Source organism: Streptomyces sp. NPDC016677 (genome assembly GCF_055562815.1).
Genome location: NZ_JBVHEO010000001.1, coordinates 435,537 through 449,737, shown reverse-complemented (window position 1 = coordinate 449,737; position 14,201 = coordinate 435,537). Strand labels below are relative to the sequence as shown.

Genomic DNA, 14,201 nt, shown 5'->3' with positions numbered 1-14,201 from the left:
ACTACCGGGCGTGTCGTGGCCCCGGTCACGCAGCGTCAGCCCCTGGGGCCTGCCGTCACATTCCCGGCTGCCTGGCGACGCCATGCACGCTCCCCCGGAGGGGACCCCACTCGCCGCACCGGCCTCCCTGACCCGAGTACATCCAGTACGAGGGTCAGGGCCGGCACTCCCCCAGCCCCTCCGGCCGGGGGACCCCCGGAGCACGCACCGCACGCCGCCGGGTCCGCCCACCGGGCGGACGACGGGCATGTGTCGACAGCCCCTGGGCGGGGTCCGCCTGTCAGGCGGCGGCGTCCGCCTGCGCAGCGAACCTCGCCCTGGCCTCGTCGATCTTCTTGCCGTAGTGCACCGACGCCCACCACAGGCCGGCGAAGACGGCCCCGAGGACGTACATCATCGGGACGACGAACCCGGACGCGATCAGGGCGATCTGGAGCACCCAGCCGAGGGCGACCCCGCCGGGGCGGGTGACCACGCCGCACAGCACCACGCACAGGAACATCGCGATGCCGCTGACCGTCCACACCGTGCCCATGGTGAGGCCGGGGTCCTTCATGGCGACCAGCCCGGCGAAGCCGATCACGAAGAACTCGCCGATCAGCGTCGAGGAGCAGAGGGTACGCACGGGATGTCAGCCCCTTCCCAGCAGCAGTCGGGCCTCGCCGACGGTGATGACGGAACCGGTGACGAGGACACCGCCGCCGGCGAACTCGCCCTCCTCCTCGGCCAGCGTGATCGCGGCCTCCAGGGCATCCGGCAGCCGCGGCTCGACCTGGACGCGGTCGTCGCCGAACACCTCGACGGCGATGGCCGCCAGCGCGTCGGCGTCCATCGCGCGGTGGCTGGAGTTCTGGGTGACGACGATCTCCGCGAAGATCGGCTCGAAGGCCTCGAGGAGCCCCCGGACGTTCTTGTCGCCGCTGGCGCCGACCACGCCGATCAGCCGGCTGAAGTCGAACGCCTCCCCCACCGCCTCGGCGGTGGCGCGGGCGCCGGCCGGGTTGTGGGCGGCGTCCAGCACGACGGTCGGGGAGGTCCGTACGACCTCCAGGCGGCCCGGCGAGGCGACGGCGGCGAACGCCTTGCGGACGGTGTCGATGTCCAGCGGGTCGGGGCGCTGGGCGCCCACGCCGAAGAACGCCTCGACGGCGGCGAGCGCGACGGCCGCGTTGTGCGCCTGGTAGGCGCCGTGCAGCGGCAGGTAGACGTCGGTGTACTCGCCGCCCAGGCCGCGCAGGGTGAGCAGCTGTCCGCCGACGGCGACCTGGCGGGAGACGACGCCGAACTCCAGGCCCTCGCGGGCCACCGTGGCGTCCACGTCCACGGCCTTCTTCAGCAGGACCTGGGCCGCGTCCACCGGCTGCTGGGCCAGGATCACGGTGGCGTCCTGCTTGATGATCCCGGACTTCTCGCCGGCGATCTCGGCCGTGGTGTTCCCGAGCCGGTCGGTGTGGTCGAGGTCGATCGGGGTGACGACGGCGACGTCCCCGTCGATGACGTTGGTGGCGTCCCAGCTGCCGCCCATGCCGACCTCGACGACGGCGACGTCGACGGGGGCGTCCGCGAAGGCGGCGTACGCCATGCCGGTGAGCACCTCGAAGAACGACAGCCGGTACTCCTGCTGTCCGTCGACCATCTCGACGTACGGCTTGACGTCCTGGTACGTCTCGATGAAGCGCTCGGCGCCGATCGGGGCGCCGTCCAGGCTGATCCGCTCAGTGATCGACTGGACGTGCGGCGAGGTGTACCGGCCGGTGCGCAGCTCGAAGGCGCCGAGCAGGGCCTCGATCATGCGGGCGGTGGAGGTCTTGCCGTTGGTGCCGGTGATGTGGATCGACGGGTACGAGCGCTGGGGCTCGCCCAGGACGTCCATCAGGGCGGCGATCCGGGTGACGGACGGCTCCAGCTTGGTCTCGCCCCAGCGGGTGGCCAGCTCGGCCTCGACCTCGCGCAGGGCCTTGTCGACCTCGGGGTCCTCGGGGCGGGCCGGCACGTCGGCCTGCGGGGGGCCGCCCTGGGTGCGCAGGGTGCGGCTGCCGGCCTCGATGACGGCGAGGTCGGGGTCGCGGGTGGTCTGCTCCGCGATCAGCTCGTCGAAGGCGTCGGACTCGTTCTGGTCGCTCACGGGACCAGTCTACGGAGCGGGACCGACAGACCGCCCGGGGAGTGGGGGGTGCCGGTCGTCGGGCGGCGCGGGGAACGTTGTGGCTGGTCGCACAGTTCCCCGCGCCCCCGGGAGTCGGCTACTGCTGAGGCAGCCTGTCCAGCTGGGCCGTCAGGCGTGTGATGTCCTCGTCCGCCTTGGCCAGGCGGCCGCGGATCTTGTCGACCACGTGGTCCGGGGCCTTGGCCAGGAACGCCTCGTTGCCGAGCTTGGCCGTGGCCTGGGCCTTCTCCTTCTCGGCGGCGGCGAGGTCCTTGGCGAGGCGCTTGCGCTCGGCCGCCACGTCGATCGCGCCGGAGAGGTCGAGGGCGACCTCCACGCCCGCCACCGGCAGGGTCGCCGTCGCCGTGAAGGACTCGCCCTCCGGCTGGAGGCGCAGCAGCTGGCGGACGGCCGGCTCGTGCGGGGCGAGGACCGTGCCGCCCAGGGTGAGGCGGGCCGGGACGCGCTGGCCGGGCTGGAGGCCCTGGTCGGCGCGGAAGCGGCGGACCTCGGTGATGACGGACTGGACCAGCTCGATCTCGCGCTCGGCGGCCTCGTCGCGGAAGCCGCTGTCGGTGGGCCACTGGGCGACGACGACCGACTCGCCGCCGGTCAGCGTGGTCCACAGCTCCTCGGTGACGAACGGGACGACCGGGTGCAGCAGCCGCAGCGCGACGTCGAGGACCTCGCCGAGGACGCGCTTGCTGACCTCGGCCGCCGCCCCGCCCGCCTGGAAGGTGGTCTTGGACAGCTCGACGTACCAGTCGAAGACCTCGTCCCACGCGAAGTGGTAGAGGGCGTCGGAGACCTTCGCGAACTGGAAGTCCTCGTAGTACGCGTCCACGGCGGCGACCGTGCGGTTCAGCCGGGACAGGATCCAGCGGTCCGTGGACGACATCTCGGACGCGTCCGGCAGCGGGCCCTCGATCGTGGCGCCGTTCATCAGCGCGAAGCGCGTGGCGTTCCAGATCTTGTTGGCGAAGTTGCGGGACGCCTGGACCCAGTCCTCGCCGATGGGCACGTCGGTGCCGGGGTTGGCGCCGCGGGCCAGGGTGAAGCGGACGGCGTCGGAGCCGTACTTGTCCATCCAGTCCAGCGGGTCGACGACGTTGCCGAACGACTTCGACATCTTCTTGCCGCGCTCGTCGCGGACCAGGCCGGTCAGGGCGATGGTCTTGAAGGGGACCTCGCCGTCCATGGCGTACAGGCCGAACATCATCATCCGGGCGACCCAGAAGAAGATGATGTCGTGGCCGGTGAGCAGGACGTCGGTCGGGTAGAACTTCGCGAGGTCCGGCGTCCGCTCCGGCCAGCCCAGCGTCGAGAACGGCCACAGGCCCGACGAGAACCAGGTGTCCAGGACGTCGGTCTCCTGGTGCCAGCCCTCCCCGGTGGGCGGCTCCTCGTCGGGGCCGACGCAGACGATCTCGCCGTCGGGGCCGTACCAGACGGGGATGCGGTGGCCCCACCACAGCTGGCGCGAGATGCACCAGTCGTGCATGTTGTCGACCCAGTCGAAGTAGCGCTTCGACATGTCCTCGGGGTGGATCGCGACCCGCCCGTCGCGGACCGCGTCGCCGGCGGCCTGCGCGAGCGGGGCGACCTTGACCCACCACTGCATCGACAGCCGCGGCTCGACGGTCGTGCCGCAGCGCGAGCAGTGGCCGACGGAGTGGACGTAGGGGCGCTTCTCGGCGACGATCCGGCCCTGCTCGCGCAGGGCGGCGACGATGGTGGAGCGCGCCTCGAAGCGGTCCAGGCCCTGGAAGGGGCCGTGCGCGGTGATGACGGCCCGCTCGTCCATGACGGTGATCGACTCCAGGCCGTGGCGCTGGCCGATCGCGAAGTCGTTGGGGTCGTGGGCCGGGGTGACCTTGACCGCGCCGGTGCCGAACTCCGGGTCGACGTGGCTGTCGGCGACGACCGGGATGAACCGGTCGGTCAGCGGCAGCTTGATCTTCTTGCCGACCAGGTGCTGGTACCGCTCGTCGTCGGGGTGGACGGCGACGGCGGTGTCACCGAGCATCGTCTCCGCGCGGGTGGTGGCGACGACGAGCGTCTCGTCGCCCTCGCCGTACCGGATGGAGACCAGCTCGCCGTCGTCCTCCTGGTAGTTGACCTCGATGTCGGAGATGGCGGTCAGACAGCGCGGGCACCAGTTGATGATGCGCTCGGCGCGGTAGATCAGCTCGTCGTCGTAGAGCCGCTTGAAGATGGTGCCGACGGCCCGGGACAGGCCCTCGTCCATGGTGAAGCGCTCCCGGGACCAGTCGACGCCGTCGCCCAGGCGCCGCATCTGGCCGAGGATCTTGCCGCCGTACTCCTCCTTCCACTGCCAGACGCGCCGGACGAACTCCTCGCGGCCGAGGTCGTGCCGGGACTTGCCCTCCTCGGCGAGCTGCTGCTCGACCTTGTTCTGGGTGGCGATGCCGGCGTGGTCCATGCCGGGCAGCCACAGCGCCTCGAAGCCCTGCATCCGCTTGCGGCGGGTCAGCGCGTCCATCAGCGTGTGCTGGAAGGCGTGGCCCAGGTGGAGCGAGCCGGTGACGTTCGGCGGCGGGATGACGATGGTGTACGGGGGCTTCTCGCTGGTCGCGTCGGCGGTGAACCAACCCCGTTCCACCCAGCGCTCGTACAGCTTCCCCTCTACGTCGGCCGGCGTGTACTGGGTCGGCAGATCGGTCGTGGGCGCTGCGTGCGGCTGCTGAGTGTTCTCGGTCACCGGGCCAGTTTAGAGGTGTCGCGACCGAGTCCCGAAACCCGTTTCCTTTGTAACGGTGCGATCCCCTGCGCCCTGCGCGGACGGCTCCTCGGCCAGGATGTCGGGTACGCGTGAACATCTGGAGGGGAACCCAGAGATGAGTCAGAACCAGCCGGGCCCGTACGGCGGGCAGCAGCCCCCGCACCCCGGTCAGCAGCCCGGTCCGTACGGGCAGCCGGGCCCGTACGGACAGCCGCCGCAGCCACCGCAGCCCGGCTACGGCTACCCCCAGCAGCCGGCCGCCCCTCCGCAGACCCCGCCGGTCCCGCCCCAGCCGCAGCCCGGCTACGGCTATCCGCAGCAGCCGCCCTACGGCCGGCAGGGCGGCCCCTACGGCCAGCAGCCACCGCCGTACGGACAGCCCGGGCCGTACGGCCAGCAGCCGCCGTACGGGCAGGCCCTCTACGGCGTCCCCCAGCCCCCGCCGCCGGCCGGCGGCAAGAAGAAGGCCGGGCTGATCATCGGCGCGGTCGCGGTGGTCGCGGCGATCGGGGTGGGCGCGTACTTCGTCTTCGGCGCGGACGGCGGTTCCAGCTCCGTGGCGGACGACGGCGCGCACAAGCTGGCGACGCCGAAGACCGTGCTGGACGGCGAGTACAAGATCCTGTCCGACAGCGGTACCGGTAGCTCCGACTCCACGAAGGACTTCGCGAGCGGCGTCGAGAACGGGACGTCGGTGGTCGGTGTGTACTCGACCATGGACCTGGACAGCTATGACCCGAGCGACCCCGGTTCGCTGTCGAGCGACTTCTCGACCCTCATGATGATCGGTGTCTACGGGGAGATCGACGACCCCGAGGCCGCCCTGGACAACTTCTTCTCGAAGGCTGAGACGTCGTCGTCGGAGGGCTCCTCCGACAGCGGCACCAGCACGCTGGAACTCGTCGGCGAGCCCGAGTCCGTGGACATCGACGGCGCCCTCATGAAGTGCCAGCGGGCCACGGGTCTCGACCCGGTCAGCGAGAAGAAGACCTCCGACTGGTTCTGCGCCTGGGCGGACCACAGCACCATCGCCATGGTGTCGCCGGGCTCGGCGGAGGCCGGCATGGGCAAGGACGAGGCCGTGGATCTCACCAAGAGGCTCCGCGCGGAGGTCCGCGTCGCGTCGTGATGCGCACCCGGATGTGACGAGGGGCCCCGGCCGGACGACCGGGGCCCCTCTCGCTGCGCGCTACGCCGACTTCTGCTCGCCGGGGCCGCGTCCGCCGCGCGAGTCGCGGGGGATCAGCGTCGGGTTGACGTTGGAGAGGACCACGTCGGCCGTGATGACGACCCGGGCGACGTCCTTGCGGGACGGCACCTCGTACATCACGCCCTGGAGGACCTCCTCCATGATGGCGCGCAGGCCGCGCGCGCCGGTCTGGCGCAGGATCGCCTGGTCGGCGATGGCCTCCAGCGCCTCGCGCTCGAAGTCCAGCTCCACGCCGTCGAGTTCGAACAGGCGCTGGTACTGCTTGACCAGTGCGTTGCGCGGCTCGACGAGGATCTGGAGCAGGGCCTCGCGGTCGAGGTTGTGCACGGAGGTGAGCACCGGCAGCCGGCCGATGAACTCGGGGATCATGCCGAACTTGACCAGGTCCTCCGGCATGACCTCCTGGAAGTGGTCCTGCGACTCGCGCTCCCGCTTGGAGCGGATCTGCGCGCCGAAGCCGATGCCCTTGGCGCCGGCCCGGGCCTCGATGATCTTCTCCAGGCCCGCGAAGGCGCCGCCCACGATGAACAGCACGTTCGTCGTGTCGATCTGGATGAACTCCTGGTGGGGGTGTTTGCGTCCCCCCTGCGGCGGCACCGAGGCCGTGGTGCCCTCAAGGATCTTGAGCAGTGCCTGCTGGACGCCCTCGCCGCTCACGTCGCGCGTGATCGACGGGTTCTCGCTCTTGCGCGCGACCTTGTCGATCTCGTCGATGTAGATGATCCCGGTCTCGGCCTTCTTGACGTCGTAGTCGGCCGCCTGGATCAGCTTCAGCAGGATGTTCTCGACGTCCTCGCCGACGTACCCCGCCTCGGTGAGCGCCGTGGCGTCGGCGATCGCGAACGGGACGTTCAGCATCCGGGCCAGCGTCTGCGCCAGCAGCGTCTTGCCGGAGCCCGTGGGGCCCAGCAGGAGGATATTGGACTTCGCCAACTCGATGGCGTCCTCGCGGCTTTGGGCGCCGCCGTTCTCACCGGCCTGGACCCGCTTGTAGTGGTTGTACACCGCGACGGAGAGCGCCTTCTTGGCGGCCTCCTGGCCGACCACGTACCCCTCGAGGAACTCGTAGATCTCGCGGGGCTTGGGGAGCTCCTCCCAGCGGACCTCGCTGGTCTCGGCCAGCTCCTCCTCGATGATCTCGTTGCAGAGGTCGATGCACTCGTCGCAGATGTAGACACCGGGCCCTGCGATGAGCTTCTTGACCTGCTTCTGGCTCTTGCCGCAGAACGAGCACTTGAGCAGATCGCCGCCGTCACCGATGCGTGCCACGGTGTGCTTCCCCTTCGCCTGGGAGACTCCTGGACGCCGAGGTCCAGCGGACTCCTGGTGCTGCCTTATGTCGACGGTACCTTGCCTGGACCCCCGTCCGGGCCCCCCTTGGCACGGTTCGGGTTGACGTGACCGTGCGGAACCATGCCAAGGGGCGGCAGACGATACAGCCTCTCGCCTCAGCTCGTCTCAGCGGAGGGAGGAGTTGTCCATCTTCCGGGTGGTGATGATCTGGTCGATCAGACCGTAGGAGAGCGCGTCCTCGGCCGTGAGGATCTTGTCGCGCTCGATGTCCTCGCGGATCTTGTCGATCTCCTGGGTGGAGTGCTTGGCCAGCATCTCCTCCAGCTGCGTACGCATCCGCAGGATCTCGTTGGCGGCGATCTCCAGGTCGGAGACCTGGCCGCGGCCGGTCTCGCTGTAGGGCTGGTGGATCAGCACGCGGGCGTTGGGCAGCGCCATGCGCTTGCCGGGGGTGCCGGCGGCGAGCAGGACGGCGGCGGCGGAGGCCGCCTGGCCCATGCAGACCGTCTGGATGTCCGGCTTCACGTACTGCATCGTGTCGTAGATGGCCGTGAGGGCCGTGAACGAGCCGCCGGGGCTGTTGATGTAGACCGAGATGTCGCGGTCGGGGTCCATCGACTCCAGGCACAGCAGCTGCGCCATGACGTCGTTGGCGGAGGCGTCGTCGATCTGGACGCCGAGGAAGATCACCCGCTCCTCGAAGAGCTTGGCGTACGGGTCGTACTCGCGCACGCCCTGGGAGGTGCGCTCGACGAAGCGGGGGATGACGTAGCGGGACTCGGCCGTGGGGCCGGTGTACTCGGCGCGGGTGCGGTCGTACAGGCCGCTGCCGGGGATGTCGTTCACAGTGTCTCCTGGAAAGAGGCTGAGGCGGTCGGCTGGGGGCGGAAGAGGGGGCTCAGGCGCCCGTGCCGCCGCCGCCCGGCATACCCGCGGCCGTGGCGATGACGTCGTCGATGAGGCCGTACTCCTTGGCCTCGAAGGCGTCGAACCAGCGGTCGCGGTCCGAGTCGCGGGTGATCTGCTCGACCGTCTGGCCGGTGTGCTGAGAGGTCAGCTCGGCCATGCGCTTCTTGGTGTGCAGCAGCCGCTCCGCGTGGATCTTGATGTCCGAGGCGGAGCCGGCCAGGCCGGCGGAGGGCTGGTGGATCAGGATCTCGGCGTTCGGGAGCGCGAAGCGCTTGCCGGGCGTGCCCGCGCTGAGCAGGAACTGACCCATCGAGGCCGCGAGGCCCATGGCGATGGTCACCACGTCGTTCTTGATGTACTGCATGGTGTCGTAGATCGCCATACCGGCCGTGATCGAACCGCCCGGGCTGTTGATGTACAGGTAAATGTCCTTGTCCGGGTCGGAGGCAAGGAGCAGCAGCTGTGCGGTGATCTTGTTCGCGATGTCGTCGTCGACCGGCTGGCCGAGGAAGATGATCCGCTCGCCGAGCAGCCGGTTGTAGACCTGGTCGCCGAGGCCACCACCGATGGAGGGCTCGCCGGCGGCTGAGGGCATCAGATTCGTCACGTATCCACCTGCTCGTCTTACGACGGCGCCGGGCCGTCTCACGTTTCCCTGCGGGGCTGGAGCCGTATTCGGGGACTCCACTGCCCTCGTATTCATGGACCCTAACGCGCGGGTTGCTTCGGGGAATCCCGGTAAGTGGGGTGTTCGCCGGGGGCGTAGCGCAGGGGGTTCTCGCGGCACGTCGGCCGCTGCGGGTCTGTGGGTGGCTGGTCGCACGGTTCCCCGCGCCCCTGAAGGCACGAGCGGGACGGGCCCCGAGAAGCTCGCGCGTCTCGGGGCCCGTCCGTGTCCGTCGGATACGACGCGAGGGTCAGCCCTCGGTCTTCTCCTCGGCGGGGGCGTCCTCGGAGGTCTCGGCGGCGGCCTCGGCGGCCTCCGTCTCCTCCTCGTCGTCGCTCAGGTCGACGATCTCGCCGTTGGTGTCCTTGACCGTGGCCTTCTCGACCACGACGGCCAGGGCCTTGCCGCGGGCGACCTCGCCGACGAGGAGCGGGACCTGGCCCTGCTCGACGACGGCCTGGGCGAACTGGTCGGGGGACATGCCGGAGGAGGAGGCGCGGCGCATGAGGTGCTCGGTGAGCTCCTCCTGGTTGACGTTGAGCTTCTCCTGCTTGACCAGCTCGTCGAGGACGAACTGGGTCTTGATGCCCTTGACCGCGGCCTCACGGGTCTCGGTCTCGAACTCCTCCTCGGTCTTGCCCTGGATCTCCAGGTACTTCGCGAGGTCGAGGCCCATCTGGCCGAGCTGGTGGTGCTCAAGGTTGTGCTTGCGGGTGTTGACCTCGTCCTCGAGGAGCTTCTCGGGGACGGGGACCTCGACCAGCTCCAGGAGCTTGTCCAGGACGCGCTCCTGGGCCTGGGTGGCCTGGTCGTACTGCTTCATGTTCTCGAGGCGCTTGCGGCTGTCGGCCTTCAGCTCGTCGAGGGTGTCGAACTCCGACGCGAGCTGGGCGAAGTCGTCGTCCAGCTCGGGCAGCTCGCGGGCGGCGACCTGGCTGACCTTGACGGTGACCTCGGCCTCCTGGCCGGCCGCCGAGCCGCCCTTCAGCTCGGAGGTGAAGGTGGCCTCGCCGCCGGCCTCCAGGCCCTTGACGGCCTCGTCGATGCCGTCGAGCAGCTCGCCGGAGCCGATGGTGTAGGAGACGCCGCTGGCGACGCCGTCCTCCAGGACCTCGCCGCCGACCTTGGCCTCCAGGTCGATGGTGACGACGTCGCCGTCCTCGGCGGCCCGCTCGACCGGGGAGGTGGAGGCGAAGCGCTCACGGAGCTGCTCGACCGACTTCTCCACGTCCTCGTCGGTGACCTCGACCGCGTCGACCTCGACCTCGATGCCGGAGAAGTCCGGGATCTCGATCGTCGGGCGGACGTCGACCTCGGCGGTGAAGTTCAGCGTCTCGCCGTCCTTCAGCTCCGTGATGTCGACCTCGGGCTGGCCCAGCGGGTCCACCTCGGCCTCGTTGACGGCGTCGGTGTAGAACTTCGGGAGGGCGTCGTTGACGGCCTCCTCCAGCACCGCACCGCGGCCGAACCGCTGGTCGATGACGCGGGCCGGGATCTTGCCCTTGCGGAAGCCCTTCACCGTGACCTGCTGGTTGATCTTCTTGTACGCCGCGTCGAGGCTGTCCTTGAGCTCCTCGAAGGGCACCTCGACAGTGAGCCGAACCCGAGTCGGGTTCAGGGTCTCCACGGCGCTCTTCACGGTTCGGTCTCCTTGTGGCTGACTTCTTGGGTTCTGCCGGAGCCAGAGCGGCCCGGCCGATGTTCGCCGCCCGGGAGACTGCACAGGATGAGACACACGGGCGTGCAGCTTGCATAGTAACGGCAGCGGGTACACGGCCCAAAAGGCGATCACGTCGATCGCGGCACGATCACGCGAGGTGACCGGCCGCACGGCCGGTGGACGGCCGAGCGGACGGCCGAGCGCACGGCCGGTGGATGGTCGGGGTGGCGGGATTTGAACCCACGGCCTTCCGCTCCCAAAGCGGACGCGCTACCAAGCTGCGCCACACCCCGTCTGGTGCGACACGTAGGGTACATGCCGACGGCCCCTCGGACCCGCGCATTCCACGGGCTGCCGTGAAGGTCCGATGGTGACGGCGACGGGGTGTGCGGCGAAGGGGGACGACCCGCTACGATGCCTTCAGTGCCGCGGCCGGTGATCCGCGGCGCGCGCTGTGCGGGCGTAGCTCAATGGTAGAGCCCCAGTCTTCCAAACTGGCTACGCGGGTTCGATTCCCGTCGCCCGCTCCAGACGGCTCGGGGCCAGGTCGGAGGGTCTTTCCTCCGCCTGACCCCGGTCATGTCCCGGGCACCGTCCGGTCCCGGGGCGGCGCGGGTGATCTAGGTTGTGCCGATGCAGCCCTTCCCCTCGCCGCGGATACCGCCGAACGAACTGAGGCCCGGCCGCCACTGGTACGTGACGGCGGCCGCGATCAGTGTCGTGCTGATCGTGCTGGGCGCGGCCATCGGCGTGTACGGGTTCAAAGACGCCGTCGACGCGGTGGACACGGACAACCAGTTCGCCGACGGCGACACCGTCACGCTGCGGCTCGACCCGCGACACGAGAAGGCGATCTGGAAGGAGGACGACGAGTTCGGCTCGTCGTCCGAGGAGGCGTGCGCCATCACCGGCCCGGGCGACCCCGCTCTCACCGGCCCGGGGATCGACGTGTTCCTCACCCGCGGCCAGACCTGGAACCCGTTCTACGACATCGACGTGTCGCGGGCGGGCGAGTACGAGGTCACCTGCACCTCCGAAGGGCCGTCCCGGTACGCCGTCGGGGACACCGGGGGCTTGGTCGCGCTCGGGGGCCGGCTGGCACTGGCCGTCCTCGTCCCGCTGCTCGGGATCGGCGTCGGTGCCGCCGTCGCCCTCGTCACCGCCTTCCGCCGGAGAGGCCACCGCAGGCGGCTGCTCGCCGAGCGCCACGGCACCGGGGACAGCCGTCCCGCACAGCGCGCTCCGAGCGGCGGTGCGCCCCGGCTTCCGTGAACCGGAGCCCTGGGTGGTGTCAGAAGCTGATCGAGTTGATCGTCTCCGCTATCGAGTTCATAAAGCGGTTGATCGACGGCGCCATGCCGGTGGAGGCGAGGAAGAAGCCGAAGAGCACCGCGACGATCGCGGGGCCGGCCTTGAGGGATCCCCCGCGGATGAGCACCACCAGGATGATCGCCAACAGCAGCACCACAGACAGTGAAATGGCCACAACTGATCACACCCTAGGTCGGTCCGCTCTCCCGGCCCGGGAGTACGGTCTCGCGCACCCCCGCCAGGAACCATCGTGCCACCAACGCGGCCACCTCATGCGGCCGGTGACGCAACGTCTGCCCGGCGCCCCACGGGTCCACCGGGCACCATGACGCCTCCGGTACCCCGACACCCGTGGTCCGCACAGTAATGCGAAGGAGTGCTCGGGGAGAAAGTCCGACCGGTTCACCTCCACTCCCCCACCAAGTGTTCGCAGGCATTTCGAATTGTTGCGGCGGGCACATCGAGTCGCCGCCAAGTGCCCGATTTCTCACCCCTCTTGTCCTGATGAATCAGGACAAGAGGGGTGAGGTTGGGTGGGTGGCCGACGCTCGGAGTGCGGTGGATCGTTGTGCGTCACGGCCTTTTGGCGGCCCATATGCGGGAATGACACAGCAATGGCGCCGGGCGTTTTACGGAGTCCCGCAGACAGCGCTAGGGTGCCTCGAATGTTCCACGCTGCCCCGTCCCCGCACGGCGACCGCAGGACGCCGCCCCCTCCCGGCAAACAGCGCGACGCGTTCTTCGACAACGCCAAGTACCTGGCGATCGTGCTGGTCGCCATGGGCCACTCCTGGGAGCCGCTCAAGGGCGACAGCCGCGTCCTGGAGGGTCTGTACCAGGTGGTGTACGCCTTCCACATGCCGGCGTTCATCATCATCTCCGGCTTCTTCTCCCGCAGCTTCGACATGCGCCCGGACCGGCTGCGGCGGCTGATCACCGGGGTCGTCGTGCCGTACGTCCTCTTCGAGACGGCGTACTCGCTCTTCAACCGCTACGCCGGCAGCGCGCCGGACCAGGAGATCAGCCTCCTGGACCCCTGGTACCTGACGTGGTTCCTGATCGCGCTGTTCGTGTGGCGGCTGACCACACCGGTCTGGAAACTGATCCGGTACCCGCTGCCCGTCGCCCTGGTCATCGCCATGCTGGCGTCCGTCTCGCCGGCGATCGGCGACGACCTGGATCTCCAGCGGGTGCTGCAGTTCCTGCCGTTCTTCGTGCTGGGGCTGCGGATGAGGGCCGAGCACTTCCAGTGGGTGCGCCGCCGGTGGGTGCGGAGCGCGTCGGTGCCGGTGTTCGCGGCGGCCGTGGTGGCCGGCTGGTGGGCGGTGCCGCGCATGAACACCGGCTGGTTCTACCACCGCGACTCCGCCCAGGAGCTGGGCGCGCCCTGGTGGACCGGGCCGGTCATGACGCTGGCGCTGTTCGGCTGCTCGCTGCTGCTGACCGCCTGCTTCTTCGCCTGGGTGCCGCGCCGGCAGCACTGGTTCACGGCCCTGGGCGCGGGCACGCTCTACGGCTACCTGCTGCACGGTTTCGTGATCAAGGGCGCCGACTCCCTGGGCCTGTTCGACCCCGCCTGGCTGCGCGCGCCGCTCGGGGAGGTCCTCGTGACCGTCCTGGCCGCGGCGGCCGTCACGCTGCTGTGCACCGCGCCGGTGCGGCGGGTCTTCCGCTTCGCGATGGAGCCGACGATGGCGTGGGCCTTCCAGCGGGACGCGGCGCAGGCGGCCCGGGAGCGCGAGCGGGCGGAGCCGGACCGGGCGCGGGGCGAGGGCAGCCGGGAGAAGGTCTCCGCCTAGCCGCTGTTCTCAGCCCGGTAGACCGAGGAGTGCGCGCATCCGTGTGTACTTCTCCGTCAGCCGTGTGCGGGTCGCCTCGTCGAGGACCGCGAGCCGGGCCGGGTCGGCGTTGTGCGCCAGGTCGGCCTCCTTGACCAGCAGCGCGCCCGGAGTGGCGCGGATGCGGGCGGCGTACGCCTCGGGGGGCTCCCCCGCCCGCTTGGTGACCGCGAGCACGATGGCCTTGGTACGGCGGCTCAGCGGGGCCTCGGCCGGCCAGGCGCGGGACAGGGCGTCGTCCTCGACGGCGTCGTGCAGCCAGGCCGCCGCGATCTGCTCGTCGTCGCCGCCCCGGCGCCGTACGCCCTCGGCGACGGCGGCCAGGTGCTCGGCGTACGGGCGGCCCGCCTTGTCGGTCTGGCCCGCGTGGGCGGCGCGGGCGGTGGCCTCGACGGCGGCCAGGGACAAGGTGGGCGCGCTCATG

The 14,201-nt window shown here is 70.1% G+C and carries 12 protein-coding genes and 2 tRNA genes; 4 read left to right on the top strand and 10 right to left on the bottom strand.

Annotated elements, in window-relative coordinates; translation table 11 throughout:
• Window positions 1-280: 280 nt before the first annotated feature.
• The 3 genes from ACZ3IG_RS01990 to ACZ3IG_RS01980 all read right to left on the bottom strand — a co-directional run bounded on the left by ACZ3IG_RS01990 (window position 281) and on the right by ACZ3IG_RS01980 (window position 4,868).
• Window positions 281-625, bottom strand: a complete 345-nt coding sequence (locus tag ACZ3IG_RS01990) for a DUF4233 domain-containing protein (protein WP_467428087.1) — start codon at window positions 623-625, stop codon at window positions 281-283.
• Window positions 626-631: 6 nt separating this feature from the next.
• Window positions 632-2,125 carry a bifunctional tetrahydrofolate synthase/dihydrofolate synthase gene (gene folC / locus ACZ3IG_RS01985; RefSeq protein WP_467428086.1) on the bottom strand — a complete coding sequence of 498 codons (1,494 nt, stop codon included), beginning with the start codon at window positions 2,123-2,125 and terminating at the stop codon, window positions 632-634.
• A 118-nt stretch (window positions 2,126-2,243) separates the two neighbouring features.
• Window positions 2,244-4,868, bottom strand: a complete 2,625-nt coding sequence (locus tag ACZ3IG_RS01980) for a valine--tRNA ligase (RefSeq protein ID WP_467428084.1) — start codon at window positions 4,866-4,868, stop codon at window positions 2,244-2,246.
• 136 nt (window positions 4,869-5,004) lie between these two features.
• Here ACZ3IG_RS01980 and ACZ3IG_RS01975 point away from each other — a divergent pair, with 136 nt between their 5' ends.
• Window positions 5,005-6,018, top strand: coding sequence for a hypothetical protein (locus tag ACZ3IG_RS01975; protein ID WP_467428082.1), 1,014 nt, complete (start codon window positions 5,005-5,007; stop codon window positions 6,016-6,018).
• Window positions 6,019-6,078: 60 nt separating this feature from the next.
• On the opposite strand, the gene clpX is transcribed toward ACZ3IG_RS01975, so the two are convergent.
• From clpX to ACZ3IG_RS01950, 5 genes are all read right to left on the bottom strand, one after another.
• Window positions 6,079-7,368 carry an ATP-dependent Clp protease ATP-binding subunit ClpX gene (gene clpX / locus ACZ3IG_RS01970; RefSeq protein WP_215168995.1) on the bottom strand — a complete coding sequence of 430 codons (1,290 nt, stop codon included), beginning with the start codon at window positions 7,366-7,368 and terminating at the stop codon, window positions 6,079-6,081.
• Between the two features lie 189 nt (window positions 7,369-7,557).
• On the bottom strand, window positions 7,558-8,238 hold the full coding sequence (locus ACZ3IG_RS01965; protein ID WP_308114655.1) for an ATP-dependent Clp protease proteolytic subunit: 681 nt from the start codon (window positions 8,236-8,238) through the stop codon (window positions 7,558-7,560).
• 52 nt (window positions 8,239-8,290) lie between these two features.
• A complete protein-coding gene (locus ACZ3IG_RS01960) occupies window positions 8,291-8,896 on the bottom strand; it encodes an ATP-dependent Clp protease proteolytic subunit (protein WP_024887530.1) in 606 nt (201 codons plus the stop codon).
• Window positions 8,897-9,218: 322 nt separating this feature from the next.
• Complete coding sequence (gene tig / locus ACZ3IG_RS01955; RefSeq protein ID WP_467428078.1) at window positions 9,219-10,607, bottom strand: trigger factor; 1,389 nt, start codon at window positions 10,605-10,607, stop codon at window positions 9,219-9,221.
• A 237-nt stretch (window positions 10,608-10,844) separates the two neighbouring features.
• Window positions 10,845-10,921: transfer RNA gene (locus tag ACZ3IG_RS01950), tRNA-Pro, on the bottom strand.
• Between the two features lie 163 nt (window positions 10,922-11,084).
• Here ACZ3IG_RS01950 and ACZ3IG_RS01945 point away from each other — a divergent pair.
• Together ACZ3IG_RS01945 and ACZ3IG_RS01940 are read left to right on the top strand one after the other, a co-directional pair.
• Window positions 11,085-11,158 (top strand) — tRNA-Gly (locus ACZ3IG_RS01945).
• Between the two features lie 103 nt (window positions 11,159-11,261).
• Complete coding sequence (locus ACZ3IG_RS01940) at window positions 11,262-11,900, top strand: hypothetical protein (protein WP_467428075.1); 639 nt, start codon at window positions 11,262-11,264, stop codon at window positions 11,898-11,900.
• A 19-nt stretch (window positions 11,901-11,919) separates the two neighbouring features.
• Here the strand turns inward: ACZ3IG_RS01940 and ACZ3IG_RS01935 are convergent, their stop codons facing one another.
• Window positions 11,920-12,114: a hypothetical protein gene (locus tag ACZ3IG_RS01935; protein ID WP_215168989.1), complete on the bottom strand. Its 195-nt coding sequence runs from the start codon at window positions 12,112-12,114 to the stop codon at window positions 11,920-11,922.
• A gap of 490 nt (window positions 12,115-12,604) precedes the next feature.
• Here ACZ3IG_RS01935 and ACZ3IG_RS01930 point away from each other — a divergent pair, with 490 nt between their 5' ends.
• Window positions 12,605-13,738, top strand: coding sequence for an acyltransferase family protein (locus tag ACZ3IG_RS01930; RefSeq protein ID WP_467428072.1), 1,134 nt, complete (start codon window positions 12,605-12,607; stop codon window positions 13,736-13,738).
• A gap of 9 nt (window positions 13,739-13,747) precedes the next feature.
• Here the strand turns inward: ACZ3IG_RS01930 and ACZ3IG_RS01925 are convergent, their stop codons facing one another.
• Entirely contained in the window at window positions 13,748-14,200 is a 453-nt protein-coding gene (locus ACZ3IG_RS01925) for an HD domain-containing protein (protein ID WP_467428070.1), read from the bottom strand.
• Between the last annotated feature and the right edge of the window lies 1 nt (window position 14,201).

What these genes read in the sequence shown, in the direction of transcription:
- ACZ3IG_RS01975 (WP_467428082.1), top strand. Translation starts at nt 5,005, where the DNA reads ATGAGTCAGAACCAGCCGGGCCCGTACGGCGGGCAGCAGCCCCCGCAC.
- ACZ3IG_RS01960 (WP_024887530.1), bottom strand. Translation starts at nt 8,896, where the DNA reads ATGCCCTCAGCCGCCGGCGAGCCCTCCATCGGTGGTGGCCTCGGCGAC.
- ACZ3IG_RS01940 (WP_467428075.1), top strand. Translation starts at nt 11,262, where the DNA reads ATGCAGCCCTTCCCCTCGCCGCGGATACCGCCGAACGAACTGAGGCCC.
- ACZ3IG_RS01930 (WP_467428072.1), top strand. Translation starts at nt 12,605, where the DNA reads ATGTTCCACGCTGCCCCGTCCCCGCACGGCGACCGCAGGACGCCGCCC.
- ACZ3IG_RS01925 (WP_467428070.1), bottom strand. Translation starts at nt 14,200, where the DNA reads ATGAGCGCGCCCACCTTGTCCCTGGCCGCCGTCGAGGCCACCGCCCGC.